The organism is Streptomyces tagetis (assembly GCF_018069565.1).
GTDB classification, from domain to species: Bacteria; Actinomycetota; Actinomycetes; order Streptomycetales; family Streptomycetaceae; genus Streptomyces; species Streptomyces tagetis.
In genome coordinates, this window is record NZ_JAGPNL010000007.1 from 43,757 (window position 1) to 59,646 (window position 15,890).

At 74.0% G+C, this 15,890-nt stretch carries 13 protein-coding genes; 7 read left to right on the forward strand and 6 right to left on the reverse strand.

All coding sequences use genetic code 11. From position 1 onward, the window contains the following. Positions 1-28 precede the first annotated feature (28 nt). Positions 29-955 (forward strand): DUF3027 domain-containing protein, encoded by a 927-nt coding sequence (locus J5Y05_RS22840; RefSeq protein ID WP_210874930.1) that lies wholly within the window; start codon positions 29-31, stop codon positions 953-955. A 265-nt stretch (positions 956-1,220) separates the two neighbouring features. On the opposite strand, the gene J5Y05_RS22845 is transcribed toward J5Y05_RS22840, so the two are convergent. Then, entirely contained in the window at positions 1,221-1,472 is a 252-nt protein-coding gene (locus tag J5Y05_RS22845) for a hypothetical protein (RefSeq protein WP_307854047.1), read from the reverse strand. A gap of 281 nt (positions 1,473-1,753) precedes the next feature. On the opposite strand from J5Y05_RS22845, the gene J5Y05_RS22850 reads away from it, so the two are divergent. After that, the gene (locus J5Y05_RS22850; protein WP_210874931.1) at positions 1,754-4,909 is read left to right on the forward strand and encodes a sacsin N-terminal ATP-binding-like domain-containing protein; all 3,156 of its coding nucleotides are present in this window, start codon (positions 1,754-1,756) and stop codon (positions 4,907-4,909) included. Positions 4,910-4,940: 31 nt separating this feature from the next. Here the strand turns inward: J5Y05_RS22850 and J5Y05_RS22855 are convergent, their stop codons facing one another. Both J5Y05_RS22855 and J5Y05_RS22860 read right to left on the reverse strand, forming a co-directional pair. After that, a complete protein-coding gene (locus tag J5Y05_RS22855; protein ID WP_210874932.1) occupies positions 4,941-7,337 on the reverse strand; it encodes an HAD-IC family P-type ATPase in 2,397 nt (798 codons plus the stop codon). 169 nt (positions 7,338-7,506) lie between these two features. Further along, positions 7,507-7,860, reverse strand: coding sequence for a DUF2530 domain-containing protein (locus J5Y05_RS22860; RefSeq protein ID WP_210874933.1), 354 nt, complete (start codon positions 7,858-7,860; stop codon positions 7,507-7,509). Between the two features lie 189 nt (positions 7,861-8,049). On the opposite strand from J5Y05_RS22860, the gene J5Y05_RS22865 reads away from it, so the two are divergent. Then, positions 8,050-9,495, forward strand: coding sequence for an NCS2 family permease (locus tag J5Y05_RS22865; protein ID WP_210874934.1), 1,446 nt, complete (start codon positions 8,050-8,052; stop codon positions 9,493-9,495). 43 nt (positions 9,496-9,538) lie between these two features. Here the strand turns inward: J5Y05_RS22865 and J5Y05_RS22870 are convergent, their stop codons facing one another. After that, complete coding sequence (locus tag J5Y05_RS22870) at positions 9,539-9,721, reverse strand: ribbon-helix-helix protein, CopG family (protein WP_210874935.1); 183 nt, start codon at positions 9,719-9,721, stop codon at positions 9,539-9,541. A gap of 156 nt (positions 9,722-9,877) precedes the next feature. Here J5Y05_RS22870 and J5Y05_RS22875 point away from each other — a divergent pair, with 156 nt between their 5' ends. The 3 genes from J5Y05_RS22875 (at position 9,878) to thpR (ending at position 12,582) form a co-directional block, all read left to right on the forward strand. Continuing rightward, complete coding sequence (locus J5Y05_RS22875) at positions 9,878-10,315, forward strand: MarR family winged helix-turn-helix transcriptional regulator (protein ID WP_210874936.1); 438 nt, start codon at positions 9,878-9,880, stop codon at positions 10,313-10,315. 24 nt (positions 10,316-10,339) lie between these two features. Next, a complete protein-coding gene (locus J5Y05_RS22880; RefSeq protein WP_210874937.1) occupies positions 10,340-11,707 on the forward strand; it encodes an MFS transporter in 1,368 nt (455 codons plus the stop codon). Positions 11,708-12,009: 302 nt separating this feature from the next. Then, the gene (gene thpR / locus J5Y05_RS22885; RefSeq protein ID WP_210874938.1) at positions 12,010-12,582 is read left to right on the forward strand and encodes an RNA 2',3'-cyclic phosphodiesterase; all 573 of its coding nucleotides are present in this window, start codon (positions 12,010-12,012) and stop codon (positions 12,580-12,582) included. 410 nt (positions 12,583-12,992) lie between these two features. Here thpR and J5Y05_RS22890 read toward each other — a convergent pair whose 3' ends face one another. Next, on the reverse strand, positions 12,993-13,985 hold the full coding sequence (locus tag J5Y05_RS22890; RefSeq protein WP_210874939.1) for an aldo/keto reductase: 993 nt from the start codon (positions 13,983-13,985) through the stop codon (positions 12,993-12,995). Between the two features lie 90 nt (positions 13,986-14,075). Beyond that, positions 14,076-14,768, reverse strand: coding sequence for a GDSL-type esterase/lipase family protein (locus tag J5Y05_RS22895; protein ID WP_210874940.1), 693 nt, complete (start codon positions 14,766-14,768; stop codon positions 14,076-14,078). 127 nt (positions 14,769-14,895) lie between these two features. Here J5Y05_RS22895 and J5Y05_RS22900 point away from each other — a divergent pair, with 127 nt between their 5' ends. Beyond that, positions 14,896-15,876, forward strand: a complete 981-nt coding sequence (locus J5Y05_RS22900) for a WD40 repeat domain-containing protein (RefSeq protein WP_210874941.1) — start codon at positions 14,896-14,898, stop codon at positions 15,874-15,876. Positions 15,877-15,890: the final 14 nt, after the last annotated feature.

The window sequence follows — 15,890 nt, forward strand, 5'->3', positions numbered from 1 at the left end:
AGACGGCGTATGGAGAGAAGCGATACCTGTGAGCGCAGCGACAACGCGAAGCCGCACCCCTGACCGCCTGTGCGCCGAGGCGATCGACCTCGCGCGGAGCGCGGCCGAGGAGGCCGCCGCACCGGGAGTGGTCGGCGAGCACACCGGGATGGTGTCGGAGGGCGACCGCGTCGTCACCCACTTCTTCGCCTGCAAGGAGCTGGGGTACCGAGGCTGGCGCTGGGCCGTCACCGTGGCCCGCGCCTCCCGCGCCCGGATCGTCACGGTGGACGAGGCGGTCCTCATGCCCGGCCCGGACGCGCTGCTCGCGCCGGAGTGGGTGCCGTGGAGCGAGCGGCTGCGCCCCGGCGACATGGGCCCCGGCGACCTGCTGCCCACGGACGCGGAGGACCCCCGGCTGGAGCCGGGCTGGTCCGGCGAGGACGAGCCGCCGCCGAACTCCGCCGTCTCCGCCGAGCTGGCCGACCTGGCGGAGGCCGAGGACGCCGAGGTCACGGCGGCCCCGCCGGCCGAGCTGCCCCTCGTCCCGGCGCGCGGCACGGTCGCCGCGATCGCCGAGGAGCTGGGCCTGCGCCGCGCCCGGGTCCTCTCCCGCCACGGGCTGCGGCTGGCCGCCGAGCGCTGGGAGGAGGCTTACGGCCCGCGCACTCCGATGGCCCAGTCGGCGCCCGCCGCCTGCGACTCCTGCGGCTTCCTGGTGCCGGTCGGCGGCTCCCTGGGCCAGGCGTTCGGCATCTGCGCCAACGAGTTCTCCCCGGCCGACGGGCGTGTCGTCTCGCTGGCCTACGGCTGCGGCGGCCACTCCGAGGCCGCGGTCATGCCGAAGCCGCCCCAGCCGGCCCCGCCGGTGATCGACGAGACCCGCGTCGACCCCTTCCCGCTCCGCCCGTCCCCCGACTCGGGCTCGGTCCCGGCGGCGGAGGACGACACGACGACGGATTTGGGCCACTCGTAGGCGGGGGCGGGTGCCCGTAGGCAGGCCGCGGGCCGGCGCTGGTACGTCCGGCTCCGGGGGGCGGCGCTTGTACGCAGGCTCCGGGCCGGTGCTGGTACGTCCGGCTCCGGCCGGATGCTCCTAGACCCCGGGCCGCCGGTACTCGTGGACCCCGGGCCGGTGCTTGCAGGCCCAGGCCGGTGCTCGTACGCCCCCGGGCCGGTACTCGTACGCCCCCCGGGCCGGTGATGGGGGCGCCCGGCGGGTGAGCCGGGCGCCGGGGTGGTCATTCCTCGCCGAAGACGTCCTCGGCCCGGCCGACGGTGACGGCCCGCACGAGCCACTCCCGCAGCACCTCGGGATCACCGCACTCCTCGATCCGCCGCCGGACCTCGACGGACACGTCGAGCCCACGCTGTTCGAGCACCAGCAGCAGATCCTCGGCCCGCCCCTGGGCCCGGCCCTGCTCACGGCCTTGGGCCCGGCCCTCGTCGCGGATCTCTTCGGAGAGGTAGGACTTGTAGAAGGAGAGGTCCACGGCGCCGGGTTCCTCCAGAGGTGGCCGGACGAGGCCGTCACCCGGCCCCGGGCCGCGGCAGTGCGGCTGGTACGGAGCATGACGCGGTGGCGGCGGGCCCGTGGGGCCCGGAACGGCGGCCGGGCCGGAACCGCCCGGGTGCCGACGCCGTGCGTTCGCCCGGACGAGTGAACGCCGGTGACCCGTGGGGCCGCGGGGGTGGGTGGAGGGCTGTGCTGTCCGCTCTGTCCGGAGCGGTACCTTCGAGCTCACGCCGATGAGGGCCGATGAGGAGAGTCAACGTGAGCAAGTTCGTTCGGCCGGCCGTCGAGGGCGCGGACCCGTTCGGTACGGCACGGCTGCGGCGCGGGGTGCTGGACGCCTGGGCGGCGAGCCCCGCCCGGTTCCGGGAGGACGCCAACGCCGAGGAGGACCTCGTCCTCGGCGGCTACCGCGACCGGCTGGTCGTCGAGCTGGCCCAGAACGCCGCCGACGCCGCCGCCCGCGCCGGCGTGCCCGGCCGGCTCCGCCTCACCCTGCGCGACGACGTCCTGGTCGCCGCCAACACCGGCGCCCCCCTGGACGCCGCCGGCGTCGAGTCGCTGGCCACGCTGCGGGCCTCCGCGAAGCGGGACGCCGGGGACGCCGCCGTCGGCCGCTTCGGCGTCGGCTTCGCCGCCGTGCTGTCGGTCACCGACGAGCCCGCCGTCGTCGGACGCCAGGGCGGCGTGCGCTGGTCCCTCGCCGAGGCCCGCGACCTCGCCGCCGGCACCGCCGGGGACAGCGCCGGGCTCGCCGACGAGATCCGCCGCCGCGACGGCCACGTACCGCTGCTGCGGCTGCCGTTCCCCGCCGAGGGCAGCGCACCCGACCCGTACGACACGGCCGTGATCCTGCCGTTGCGCGACCCGGCCGCCGCCGGCCTCGCCGAACGGCTGCTGGACGCCGTGGACGACGCCCTGCTGCTCGCCCTGCCCGGACTCGCCGAGGTCGTCGTCGAGACGCCGGAGGGGACCCGCACCCTGAGCCGCCGCGCCGACGGCGACCTGACCGTCGTCGAGGACTCCCGCGAGGGCACCACCCGCTGGCGCACCTCCGCCGCGCACGGCCCCCTCACCCCCGAGCTGCTCGCCGACCGGCCCCTGGAGGAGCGGCTGCGCCCCCACTGGTCGCTCACCTGGGCCGTGCCCGTCGACGCGGACGGCGCCCCGGCCCGCCCCCGAACCAGCCCCGTCGTGCACGCCCCCACCCCCAGCGACGAACCCCTCGGCCTCCCCGCCCTGCTCATCGCCACCTTCCCGCTGGACTCCACCCGCCGGCACGCCGCGCCCGGCCCGCTCACCGACTTCCTGGTGCGGCGTGCCGCCGACGCCTACGCCGGTCTCCTCGCCGACTGGCGCCCCGTCACCGCCGGGATCATCGACCTCGTGCCCGGACCGCTCGGCACCGGCGCCCTGGACGGCGCCCTGCGCGCGGCGGTCCTGGAGCGGCTGCCCCGCACCTCCTTCCTGCCGCCCGCCGCCGTGCCCGAGCACGACGCCGACGACCTGCCCGAGACCCTCAGGCCCCGCGACGCCGAGGTCGTCGAGGGCGCCGGCGCCGACACGGTGCGCGTCCTCGCCGAGGTGCTGCCCACGCTGCTCCCCGCCGGACTGGAGCGCCGCGCCGAACTGCGCGCGCTGGGCGTGGCCCGGGTGCCGCTGACCGACGCGATCGACCGGCTGGCCGGACTGGAGAAGACCCCCGCGTGGTGGCGGCGGCTCTACGACAGCCTCGCCGGGGTCGACCCGGACCGCCTCTCGGGGCTGCCCGTACCGCTGGCGGGGGCGGCGCCGGAGACCGCCTTCGGCGGCGGGGGAGCGCGGACGGTGATCGGCCCCCGGCAGGTGCTGCTGCCCTCCGCGGAGGCGGCCTCCCTCACCCCGGAGACCCTGTCCCGGCTCGGGCTGCGCGTCGCCCACCCGGACGCCGCCCATCCGCTCCTCGAAAAGCTCGGCGCCCTGCCCGCCACACCCCGCGCCGTGCTCACCACCCCGCAGGTACGGGCCGCCGTCGCCGCCTCCCTGGACGACGACACCGGCGCCCACTGGGACGAGGACACCCTCGACGCCGAGGAACTGGCCGACACCGTCCTCGGCCTGGTCCGCGACGCGGGCCTCGCCCCCGGCGACGAACCCTGGCTCGGCGCGCTCGCCCTCACCGACGAGGACGGCGAACTCTCCCCGGCCGGCGAGCTGGTCTTCCCCGGCGGCCCCTTCGCCCGGGTGATGCGCGAGGACGAACTCGCCGCCGTCGACACCGAACTGGCCGGGCGCTGGGGTCCCGACCCGCTCGCCGCCTGCGGCGTCCTGGTGGACTTCGCCCTGGTCCGCGCCACCGACGTCGTCCTCGACCCCGACGAACTGGAGCCCCGCGACGGGGACTTCGCCGAGCCGGACGACGCCGGGCTGCTGGACGCCGTGGACGTGTGGAGCGAGGACATCCTCGACCGCTTCCCGGACAGCCCCGTCCCGCCGGTCGCCACCGAGATCGTCGCCGTCCGCGACCTGGACCTCGTCGACGACGGCAAGTGGCCCGAGGCCCTCGCCCTGCTCTCCCGCCCCCCGCTGCGCGACGCCCTGGTCCAGCCGGTCCGCGTCCTGCTTCCCGACGGCACCCACGAGGTCGTACGCCCCTACACCGCCTGGTGGCTGCGCGGGCACCCGGTGCTCGGCGGACGCCGCCCCGCCGGACTGCGCGCGGCAGGCGGAGACCCGCTGCTGCGCGGCCTGTACGACGAGGCCGACGCGGCCGGTTTCGACGACGAGCAGGTGCTGCGCGCCCTCGGCGTACGGACCTCCGTCGCCGCGCTGCTCGACGAGCCGGGCGGCGCGGCCGAGCTGCTGGACCGCCTCGCCGACCCGGACCGTCCGGTCACGGCGGGCCAGTTGCACGCCCTGTACGGCGCGCTGGCCGACCTGGACCCGGAGCGGGTCACGCTCCCGGACGAGGTGCGGGCCGTGGTCGACGGCCGCGTCGAGGTGGTGGACGCCGCCGACGCCGTGGTCGTCGACTCGCCCGATCTGCTGCCCTTCACCGCGGGCGTCCCGCTGCTGCCGGTGCGCCCGGCGCGGGCGGCGGAGCTGGCGGAGCTGTTCCAGGTGCGGCGGCTGAGCGAGTCGGTCACGGGCGAGGTGCACTCCGAGGGCACCGAGCACGAGGTGCCGGAGCCGGTGCGGGTGCTGCTCGGCGCCCGTACCCCCGCCTCGTACGTCGAGCACGACGAGCTGGTCGTGGACGGGGTGGAGATCGACTGGCGGCGTACCTCCGACGGGGCCGTGCACGCCGCGACCCTGGAGGGCGTCGCCGCCGCCCTCGCCTGGGCGGCCGGGCAGTGGCCGCGGCGGTTCGAGGTGGCGGCGCTGCTGGAGGACCCCTCGCGTACGGAGGAGCTGGCCCGGGACCGCTGGTTCGACTGACCCGGGGATGCCCGGGGAGCGCCCCGGCCCCTCACACCGGGAAGCGGCGGCCCACCCAGCGCCACACGATCTCCAGGAGGGCCGCCGCCGCGCCGGCCACCGCGACCGCCGTCCACGGCATCGTCACGCCCACCAGCCTCAGTGCGAAGAAGTGCTGGAGCCACGGCACCACCAGCACCAGCAGGAAGATGCCGCCCATCGCCGTCACCAGGGTCAGCCGCCACCAGGTGTAGGGCCGGGCGATGATGGCCAGCACCCACATCGAGACCAGGAACAGCGTCAGCGTCGCCGCGCTGGTCTCCGCCTCCAGTGCCCCCGCGCCCGTGTAGTGGTGCCGGGCCAGCAGGTACGTGGCGAAGGTCGCCAGCGCGGCCACCACCCCGCCCGGTATCGCGTACCGCATCACGCGTCGGACGAAGTACGGCCGGGCCCGTTCGGTGTTGGGGGCGAGGGCGAGGAAGAAGGCCGGGACGCCGATGGTCAGCGTGGAGAGCAGGGTCAGGTGCCGCGGCAGGAAGGGGTACTCGACCTGCCAGCACACCACCAGGGCGGCCAGCAGCACCGAGTAGACCGTCTTGACCAGGAACAGCGTGGCGACCCGGGTGATGTTGCCGATCACCCGGCGCCCCTCGGCCACCACCGAGGGCAGCGTGGCGAAGCTGTTGTCGAGCAGCACGATCTGGGCGACCGCCCGGGTGGCCTCCGAGCCGGAGCCCATCGCCACGCCGATGTCGGCGTCCTTGAGCGCCAGGACGTCGTTGACCCCGTCGCCGGTCATGGCGACCGTGTGCCCGCGCGACTGGAGGGCGCCGACCATCTCCCGTTTCTGCTGCGGGGTGACCCGCCCGAACACGGTGTTCTCGTCCAGCGCCGCCGCCATGTCCTCCCGCCCGGCGGGCAGCCGGCGTGCGTCCACGGCCCCGCCGGACAGCCCCAGCTTGGCGGCGACCGCGCCGACGGAGACCGCGTTGTCGCCGGAGATCACCTTGGCCCGCACGTCCTGCGCGGCGAAGTACCGCAGGGTGTCGGCGGCGTCCGGGCGCAGCCGCTGCTCCAGGACGACCAGGGCGGTGGGCGTGACGTCCTCGGCCACGGCGGGGTCGTCCAGCTCCCGGCCCGAGCGGGCCAGCAGCAGCACCCGCAGGCCCTGTTCGTTGAGCCGGCCGGTCTCGGCGAGCGCCGGATCGTCCTCGGCGAGCAGCACGTCCGGCGCCCCCAGCAGCCACGTACGGGGGGCGGCGGCGTCGCCCTCGCGGACGGCGGCGCCGCTGTACTTGCGGGCGGAGGAGAAGGGCAGGGAGCCGGTGCACCGCCAGTCACCGGGGACGGGGCAGGCGTCGACGATGGCCTGGAGGGAGGCGTTGGGGCGGGGGTCGGAGGAGCCCAGGGCGCCGAGCACCGCGCGGACGTGGTCCTCGTCGGCGCCGTCGAGGGGGTGCAGCGCGCTCATGTCCATGCCGCCCTCGGTGAGGGTGCCGGTCTTGTCCAGGCAGACGGTGTCGACCCGGGCCAGCCCCTCGATGGCGGGCAGCTCCTGCACCAGGCACTGCTTGCGGCCGAGCCGGATCACGCCGAGGGCGAAGGCGACCGAGGTGAGCAGCACCAGCCCCTCCGGGACCATCGGCACGATGCCGCCGACCGTCCGGGCGAGGGAGCCCTTGAGGGCGTTCTCCTTGACCACGAGCTGGCTGATGATCAGGGCGATCGCGGTCGGGACCATCATCCAGGTGACGTACTTGAGGATGGTGGAGATCCCGGAGCGCAGCTCGGACTGGACGAGGGTGAAACGGGACGCCTCCTCGGCGAGCTGGGCGGCGTACGCCTCGCGGCCCACCCGGGTCGCCTGGAAGGCGCCGCCGCCCGCGACGACGAAGCTGCCGGAGAGCACCGGGTCGCCGGGTTGCTTGAGGACCGGGTCGGCCTCGCCGGTCAGCAGCGACTCGTCGATCTCCAGCCCGTCCGCCTCGACGCAGGTGCCGTCGACGGCCACCTTGTCGCCGGGGCCGATCTCGATGAGGTCGTCGAGCACGATGCCGGAGGTGGCGACCTCGGCGGCCCGTCCGTCGCGCCGCACGGTGGGGCGGACCTCGCCGATCACCGCGAGGGAGTCCAGGGTCTTCTTCGCCCGCCACTCCTGGACGATGCCGATGCCGGTGTTGGCCACGATCACGAAGCCGAAGAGGCTGTCCTGGATCGGCGCGACGAAGAGCATGATGCCCCAGAGCACGCCGATGATCGCGTTGAACCGGGTGAAGACGTTGGCGCGGACGATCTCGGTCAGCGACCGGCTGCTGCGCACCGGTACGTCGTTGACCTGACCGCGCGCGACCCGTTCGGCGACCTCGGCCGCGGTCAGGCCGGTCGCCGGCGGGGCGGGTGGGACGGGGGGCACGGCGCCTGGACCCGCGTCCGCGTCGGTGTGCGTCATGCAACGACGGTACGTGCGCCGACCCGGCCGCACCCCCCGAGGGTGCCGAAGATCCGACCTGGGGACGAGGGGGCGGCGCCGCGCGTGCTGCGTGAGGACGACCCGCCCCGGAAGGGCCGGCCCCGGGCCGGGGAGGAGGCGTGCGCCGTGAGCGGCCGGCCGCCTGCCGTCAGTCGGCGGCGGAGCCGGAGCCGGGGCCGGGGCCGGGACCGGGTCCGGGGCCGGAGTCGGAGTCGGAGCCGGGTCCGGATTCGGAATCGGCGGAGCCGGAGGCCACCCGCGCCGCGTCCCGGCGGATCGCCGCGTCCCGCTTGCGCACGTACCAGATGCCGATGAGTCCGAGGCCCCCGCCGGCCAGGCAGGTCCACACCCACCAGGCGTGCCCGCGGTCGTCGAACCATCCGTAGAAGGGGAGCTGTGCCACGAAGAGGGCGAACCAGAGGACGGTGCCGCCGGTGATGGTCGCGACCACGGGCCCCTCCAGGGGCTCCGGCGCCTCGTGCCTGGGTGTCCACTTCGCCATGCGTACAGCTTACGAGGGGGCCCCGGCGCGGGCGGCGGCGCGTCCGGCGACCGCATCGGCCGATTCTACGCGCGGAGATAGCGATCTCGGGCTCATACGTTCATACTGAACCCGTTTGTCTCTGACCGCTTTCATTCGTAGGAAACACCAAAAGGGCCGTGGGGGAACCCTTGGGTGATGAGGTCTCGCATGTCCACCTCGGCGTCCGCCAAGGTTCCCCCGGCCCCCGGGCAACAGTCCCCGCAGGGTTCCCTCGACCGTTTCTTCAAGATCTCCGAGCGCGGCAGCACGCTGCCCCGTGAGATCCGGGGCGGTCTCGCCACCTTCTTCGCGATGGCCTACATCATCGTGCTGAACCCGATCATCCTGGGCAGCGCGAAGGACATCTACGGCCACCAGCTCGACAACGGCCAACTGGTCACCGCGACCGCGCTGACCGCGGCCTTCACCACGCTGCTCATGGGCGTCATCGGCAACGTCCCGATCGCGCTCGCCGCCGGTCTCGGCGTGAACTCGGTCGTCGCCCTCCAGCTCGCCCCGCGGATGTCCTGGCCGGACGCCATGGGCATGGTGGTGCTCGCCGGTTTCGTGGTGATGCTGCTGGTCGCCACCGGTCTGCGCGAGCGCGTGATGAACGCCGTGCCCTACGGGCTGCGCAAGGCGATCGCCATCGGTATCGGCCTGTTCATCATGCTCATCGGTCTCGTCGACTCCGGTTTCGTCACCCGTATCCCGGACGTCGCGCAGACCACGGTCCCGCTCCAGCTCGGCACGGGCGGTCACCTGCTCGGCTGGCCGGTGCTGGTCTTCGTGCTCGGCGTGCTGCTCACGCTGGCGCTGATCGTCCGCAAGGCGCCCGGCGCGATCCTGATCTCCATCATCGTGATGACGGTCGTCGCGGTGATCATCGAGCTGGTCGCCGACGTCCCTTCCTGGGGCCTGACCACCCCGAAGTGGCCCGGCAACCCGGTCGCCGCGCCCGACTTCGGCCTGATCGGCGAGGTCAGCCTGTTCGGCGGCTTCCAGAAGGTCGGCATCCTGACCGGGGTGCTCTTCGTCTTCACGGTCCTGCTGTCCTGCTTCTTCGACGCCATGGGCACGATCATGGGCGTCAGCGACGAGGCGAAGCTGACCGACGCCGAGGGCCAGATGCCGGGCATCAACAAGGTCCTGTTCGTCGACGGCATCGCCGTCGCCGCGGGCGGTGCCAGCTCCTCGTCGGCCACCACCTGCTTCGTGGAGTCCACGGCCGGTGTCGGCGAGGGGGCCAGGACCGGCTTCGCCAACATCGTCACCGGCAGCCTCTTCGCCGTGGCGCTCTTCCTCTCCCCGGTCGCCACCATGGTCCCGTCCCAGGCGGCCACCCCGGCGCTGGTCGCGGTCGGCTTCCTGATCCTGGCCGGCTCGGTCAAGGAGATCGACTGGGCCGACTTCACGATCGCCGTCCCGGCCTTCGTGACGATGGTGATGATGCCGTTCACCTACTCGATCACCAACGGCATCGGCATGGGCTTCATCACCTTCGCCCTGCTGCGCCTGGCGACCGGCCGCGGCCGGGAGGTCCCGGTGGCGATGTACGTGGTGGCGGGCGTCTTCGCCTTCTACTACCTGATGCCGGCCCTGGGCCTGACCTGACCTGACCCGGCCGGGGTCACCCGACCGGACCCCCGCGGACCGGTCAGGTGACCCCGTAGAACCGTTCCGTCTCCTCGACGGCGGAGTGGAAGCGCTGGTCGAAGTCATCACGGATGAGCGTCTGGACGACATAGTCCTGGACGCTCATCCCTCTTTTGGCGGCATGGTCCCGGAGCCGTTCGAGCAGCTCCCCGTCGATGCGCAGGCTGAGCACGTTGGTCCCCATGGCGTCGAGGGTCACCCCCGCCGGGCCGCCCGCGCGAGTGTTTCCGGATTCAGCTCACCCGTAAGGGTGATGCCAAGGTTTCCGTGTCGGGCATCACGGGCACGCGGGCTGGTGAGCGGTGGTATTTCGCCAGACTAATGAGTTAAGCTAAGGACCATGCCGGACCTCACCCATGGCGACGACGCCGCCGCCGTGAACTCCCTGCGTTCCGCCGTGATGCGACTGTCCCGTCGGCTCAAGCACCAGAGGGTCGACGAGTCCCTGAGCCCCACCGAGATGTCGGTGCTCGGCACCCTCGCCACCTGTGGCAGCGCGACCCCGGGAGAACTCGCCCGCAAGGAACACGTCCAGCCGCCGTCGATGACCCGCATCGTCGCGCTCCTGGAGTCCAAGGGGCTGGTCCGCCTGGAGCCGCATCCCGAGGACCGGCGTCAGAAGGTCGTCACGCAGACCGAGCAGGCCGTGGTCATGCTGGACGAGAGCCGCCGCAGGCGGAGCGCCTTCCTGGCGACGCTGGTCGAAGGACTCGACGAGGACGAGTGGGCGACCCTGCGGGCCGCCGCCCCCGTGCTGGAGAAGCTCGCACACCTGTAGGCCGTCCACGAGGAGGCGAAGCCTTTGAGTACGGGAACCGGAGCAGATTCCGCCCCCGCACCTGACCCCGACGAACCCCTTTCCCCGACCCTTTCCAAGACGCCCGCCAAGCGGTCGATGTTCGCCTCCCTGAAGGTCCGCAACTACCGGCTCTTCTTCGTCGGGCAGGTCGTCTCCAACATCGGCACCTGGATGCAGCGCATCGCCCAGGACTGGCTGGTGCTGAGCCTCACCGGCTCCTCCGCGGCGGTCGGCATCACCACCGCCCTGCAATTCCTGCCGATGCTCCTGTTCGGCCTGTACGGCGGTGTCCTCGTCGACCGGCTGCGCAAGCGCCCCACGCTGCTGGTCACCCAGTCCGCGATGGGCGTGACCGCGCTCGCCCTCGCCGTCCTCACCCTGACCGGCCAGGTCCAGGTCTGGCACGTCTACGTCGCCGCCTTCGCCATGGGCCTCGCCACCGTCGTCGACAACCCCGCCCGCCAGTCCTTCGTCGCCGAGCTGGTCGGACGCGACCAGTTGCAGAACGCCGTCAGCCTCAACTCGGCCAACTTCCAGTCCGCCCGGCTGGTCGGCCCCGCCGTCGCCGGCCTCATGATCACCGGCGTGGGCACGGGGTGGGCCTTCCTCGCCAACGGCCTCTCCTTCATCGCGCCGCTGACCTGCCTGGTGCTGATGCGCTCCCGCGAACTGCACGCGGTCGAGCGCGCCCCGCGCGGCAAGGGGCAGCTCCGCGAGGGACTGCGCTACGTCGCCGGGCGCCCCGAGCTGACCTGGACCATCGTCCTGGTCGGCTTCATCGGCACCTTCGGCTTCAACTTCCCGGTCTTCCTCTCCGCCTTCGCCGACGACGTCTTCCACGCCGGCGCCGGCTCCTACAGCCTCTTCAACACCCTGATGGCCGTCGGCTGCCTGGCCGGCGCGCTGCTCGCCGCCCGGCGCGGCACGGCCCGGCTGCGCGTGCTGATCGCGGCGGCCATCGGTTTCGGCACCCTGGAGGTGATCGCCTCCCTCGCGCCCAGCCTGTGGCTGTTCGCCCTGCTCATGGTGCCGCTCGGCATGTTCAGCATGACGTTCAACGTCACCGCCAACACCAGCATCCAGATGTCCACCGACCCGGCCATGCGGGGCCGCGTCATGGCCCTGTACATGATGGTCTTCCTCGGCGGCTCCCCGGTCGGCGCCCCGCTCGTCGGCTACGTCACCGACGCCTACGGCGCGCGGGTCGGCCTGGCGGCCGGCGGCGCGGTGGCGGCCTGTGCCGCGGCGGTCGTCGGCCTGATCCTGGCCCGCGTCGGCAACCTGCGGTTGTCGGTCGGCTGGCACCGGGGCCACCCCCAGGTCCGGTTCGTGCCCAGGGAACGGGACGAGGAGCTGGCGGCGGCGCTGTGAGCGGGGGCCCTGCCGGGCGGTGCGGGCCGACTCTGTAGGCCGGGGGAGACCCCGGCGGCCCTCTGTGCGGGGCGGGATGGCCCCTGCCGTCCTTCCTGATGGGGCCGGTGGTCCCGGGCGCGTTCCCGGTGGGGCGTGCGATCCCGGACGCGTTCCCGGTGGGGTGTGACCCGGTCGTGTTCCGGGCGGATGGGACAGGTGTGTCAGCCGCGCTTCCGTAGGGCCGGGCAAGGGCTCTGCCCGCCCCCGCAGGGCCGGGCAGAGCCCGCCGTACTCCTGTAGGGCCGGGCAGACTGGCCCGTATGAGACTGTTCGCCGCCGTGCTGCCCTCCGAGGGGGCGCTGCGGGCCCTCGCCGCCGAGGAGGCCGCCCTGCGCGCGCTGCCCGGCGCGAACGCGCTGCGCTGGACCGACCGCCCCTCCTGGCACCTCACCCTCGCCTTCTACGGGGAGGCCGACGAGGACACGGCTGGGCGGCTCACCGAGCGGCTGGACCGCGCCGCCCACCGCACCGCGCCCTTCGCGCTGGCACTGGGCGGCGGCGGCCACTTCGGGCGGGGCCGGACCCTGTGGACCGGGGTGCGCGGGGACGTCCGGGCGCTGCGCCTGCTGGCCGGACGGGCCGAGGCGGCCGGGCGCCGGGCGGGGCTGCCGCCGGGCGAGCACCGGCCCTACCGGGCCCACCTGACCCTGGCCCGCGCCCCGGGCCCGTACGACGTGGGGCCCTACACCGAGGCGCTGGCGGGGTTCGACGGGCCCGCCTGGACCGTCACGGAGCTGGTGCTGATGCGCAGCGAGCTGCCCCGTTCCGGGGTGCCGGGGGAGCGCCCCCGGTACGAGACGGTCGCCCGCTCGGCGCTCGGCGACGCCGGATAGGCTCGGGGCCGTGGACCCGAAGACCCGGAACCGGATCATGGCCGGTGTGCTCGTGCTGATGCTCGCCGTGGTGGCACTGGCGGCGGCCCTCGGACGGTAGCCCCCTGGGGCCGGCCGCCGGACCGCCGCCGACCCCACTCACCGCGTCATCGCCTCCGGCGGATCGCCGGACTCCGGGGACCGTAGCGGTCACCCGATGCCAACGCCCCGGACCGCGGCCCTGCCCCGCTCACCCTGTCACCGGCGTGACCTCACGCGCTCCCGGATCACCGGGCGGATCACCAGAACCGGGAACGTGACTTCACCGGGGCACCGGATACCCCGGGCCGCCGCCTCACCGGGCGAGCTGGCCTCACCCGGCGGGCGGACCCGCCTCACCGGGCGGACCCGCCCCACCCGGCGGAGCCCCCTCACCAGGCGAATGCCTCCGGGGACGGTCCCGGGCCCGGGAAGATCTCGTCCAGTCCGGACAGCAGCTCCGGCGACAGCTCCGTCTCCACCGCGCGCAGCGCCGAGGCGAGCTGGTCCGCGGTGCGCGGGCCGACGATGGGGCCGGTCACGCCGGGCCGGGTGAGCAGCCAGGCCAGCGCCGTCTCCCCGGGCTCCACGCCGTGCTTGTCGCACAGGTCCTCGTACGCCTGCACGCGGGCGCGCAGGGCCGGGTCGGACAGGGCCTCGACGGCCCGGCCGGAGGCCCGCCGCCCGCTCTCGGCCTGCTTCTTCAGGACGCCGCCCAGCAGTCCGCCGTGCAGCGGCGACCAGGCGATGACGCCCAGGCCGTAGTCGCGGGCGGCCGGGATGATCTCCATCTCGGCCCGCCGCTCGGCCAGGTTGTACAGGCACTGCTCGCTGACCAGGCCGATGGTGCCGCCGCGCCGGGCGGCCAGCTCGTTGGCCTGGGCGATCTTGTATCCGGGGAAGTTGCTGGAGCCGACGTAGAGGATCTTGCCCTGCCGGACGAGTACGTCGACGGCCTGCCAGATCTCCTCGAAGGGGGTGGCGCGGTCGATGTGGTGGAACTGGTAGAGGTCGATGTGGTCGGTGCGCAGCCGCTGGAGGCTGGCGTCGACGGCCCGGCGGATGTTCAGGGCGGAGAGCTTGTCGTGGTTGGGCCAGACCTCGCCGTCCGGGCCCATGTTCCCGTACACCTTGGTGGCGAGGACGACCTTGTCGCGCCGTCCGCCGCCCTGGGCGAACCAACTGCCGAGGATCTCCTCGGTGCGGCCCTTGTTCTCGCCCCAGCCGTACACGTTGGCGGTGTCGAAGAGGTTGATACCGGCGTCCAGCGCCGCGTCCATGATCGCGTGGCTGTCGGGTTCGTCGGTCTGCGGGCCGAAGTTCATGGTCCCGAGGACCAGCCGGCCGACGGTGAGTCCGGTGCGTCCGAGCTGCGTGTACTCCATGGCTTCCAGCCAACGTCCTGGAGTGCGCTCGACGCAAGCGGACCGGCGCTCGACGCAGGCGGATCGGCGCCGGCGCGCGGCGGCCGGCCGTCAGCGCCCGGCGTCGCGGTGCAGGGCGTAGGGGGCGCCCAGCTCCCAGTCCTCCCACATCGCCTGCGCGAACGCCTCCGCGATCTTGTGCTCGCCGCGTTCGTTGGGGTGCGTGCCGTCGTAGGTGTCGGCGTGGAAGTCGTACGAGGGCGGCGGCAGGACGAGCAGGAGCGGGGAGCGGGGCTCGTCCAGGGTGTGCAGGGCCTCGGCGAGGAGGCCGTTGAAGCGGGTGACCTGGGAGGCGAACTCCGGGTCGGCGTCGACGCGGATGTTGGGCAGCACCGGCAGGACGGCGACGGCGACGCGCGGGTTGGCGGCGCGGGCCTCGGCGACGAAGGCGTGGACGTTCTCGGCGGTCTGCTCGGCGTTGGTGTAGAAGCCGAGGTCGATCAGGCCGAGGGAGACCAGGAGGACGTCGGCGCGGCAGGAGCGCACCGTCTCCCGGACGAGCGGGGCCATGTGGTACCAGCCCTCGCCCCAGCCGGCCAGGTGGGACCGGGGGAAGCCGGGGTCGGCGTAGGCGTGGGAGGTCGGTTCGCCGGTGATCCGGTCGTGCAGGGCCTCGCGCGGGCCGACGAGGGTGAAGGGGCCGCCGTACGCGGCGCACAGGTGCTGCCACAGCCGGTAGCGCCAGGTGTGCTCGCCCGCGCTCCCGATCGTCATGGAGTCCCCGACGGGCATGAACCTGAGCATCCGCTCATGATGGACGATCACCCGGGCCCGCGCGATGTGAGCCCCGACACCCGCGGCGAACCCCCGTGTGGCAGGCCGCTCTTGGGACGGGCGGTGTGCGGGCGGGCGGGATGGCAGGCTTGGCCCCATGCGCCGACCCCTCGCCCTGCTCGCCCCGGTCCTCCTCGTGGGCGCCCTCGCCGCCCCCGCCGCCGCCGACGGGGGAGACGGCAGTGACGGGTTCACGATCCGGGACCCGCGCATCACCGAGTCCAGCGGCCTCGCCGCCTCCCGGCTCCACCCCGGGATCTACTGGACGCACAACGACAGCGACGACGGGCCCTACCTCTACGCCGTGGACGGCTCCACCGGCGAGACGGTCGCCACCGTCACCCTCTCCGGCATCGGCTCGCCCCGGGACGTCGAGGCGATCTCCATCGGTCCGGACGACCGGATCTTCGTCGGCGACATCGGGGACAACCTCGGCGGCACCTGGCCGCACGTGTGGATCTACGAACTGCCCGAGCCGAAGGAGCTGAAGGACCAGACGGTCCGGGCCACGCAGTACGTCGTGACCTACGAGGACGGCCCCCGCGACGCCGAGTCGCTCCTGGTCCACCCGCGCACCGGGCGCGTCTACATCATCGACAAGAAGGAGGACGGCGGCCACCTCTACGAGGGCCCCGCCGAGCTGTCGGCCTCCGGCGCCAACGTCTTCCGGCGCGGCCCCGCCGTCGACCTGTGGGCCACCGACGCGGCGTTCTCGCCGGACGGCGAACGGTTCGTGGTCCGGGGCTACTTCGGCGGCCTCTGGTACGAGTGGAACGGCGGCGACATCCGGCGCAAGGACCGCATCGGCGTCCCCCTCGGGCAGGGCGAGTCCGTCACCTACACCACCGACGGCACGAAGATCCTGCTCGGCATGGAGGGGGTGAACAGCCCGGTGCGCGCCCAGGACGCGCCCGGCGGCGCTCCCTCCGACGGTCCCCGCGCCCCCTCGGGCGGCGACGGCGCCGCCGCCTCGGGAGCCGGGGGCACGGACGAGGGCACGCTCAGGATCGGCGCGGTCGGCCTGATCGCAGTGTGCGCCGCCTTCTACGGCCTCCGCCGCCTTTTCCGCCGCCGCTGACCGAGCCGACCGCG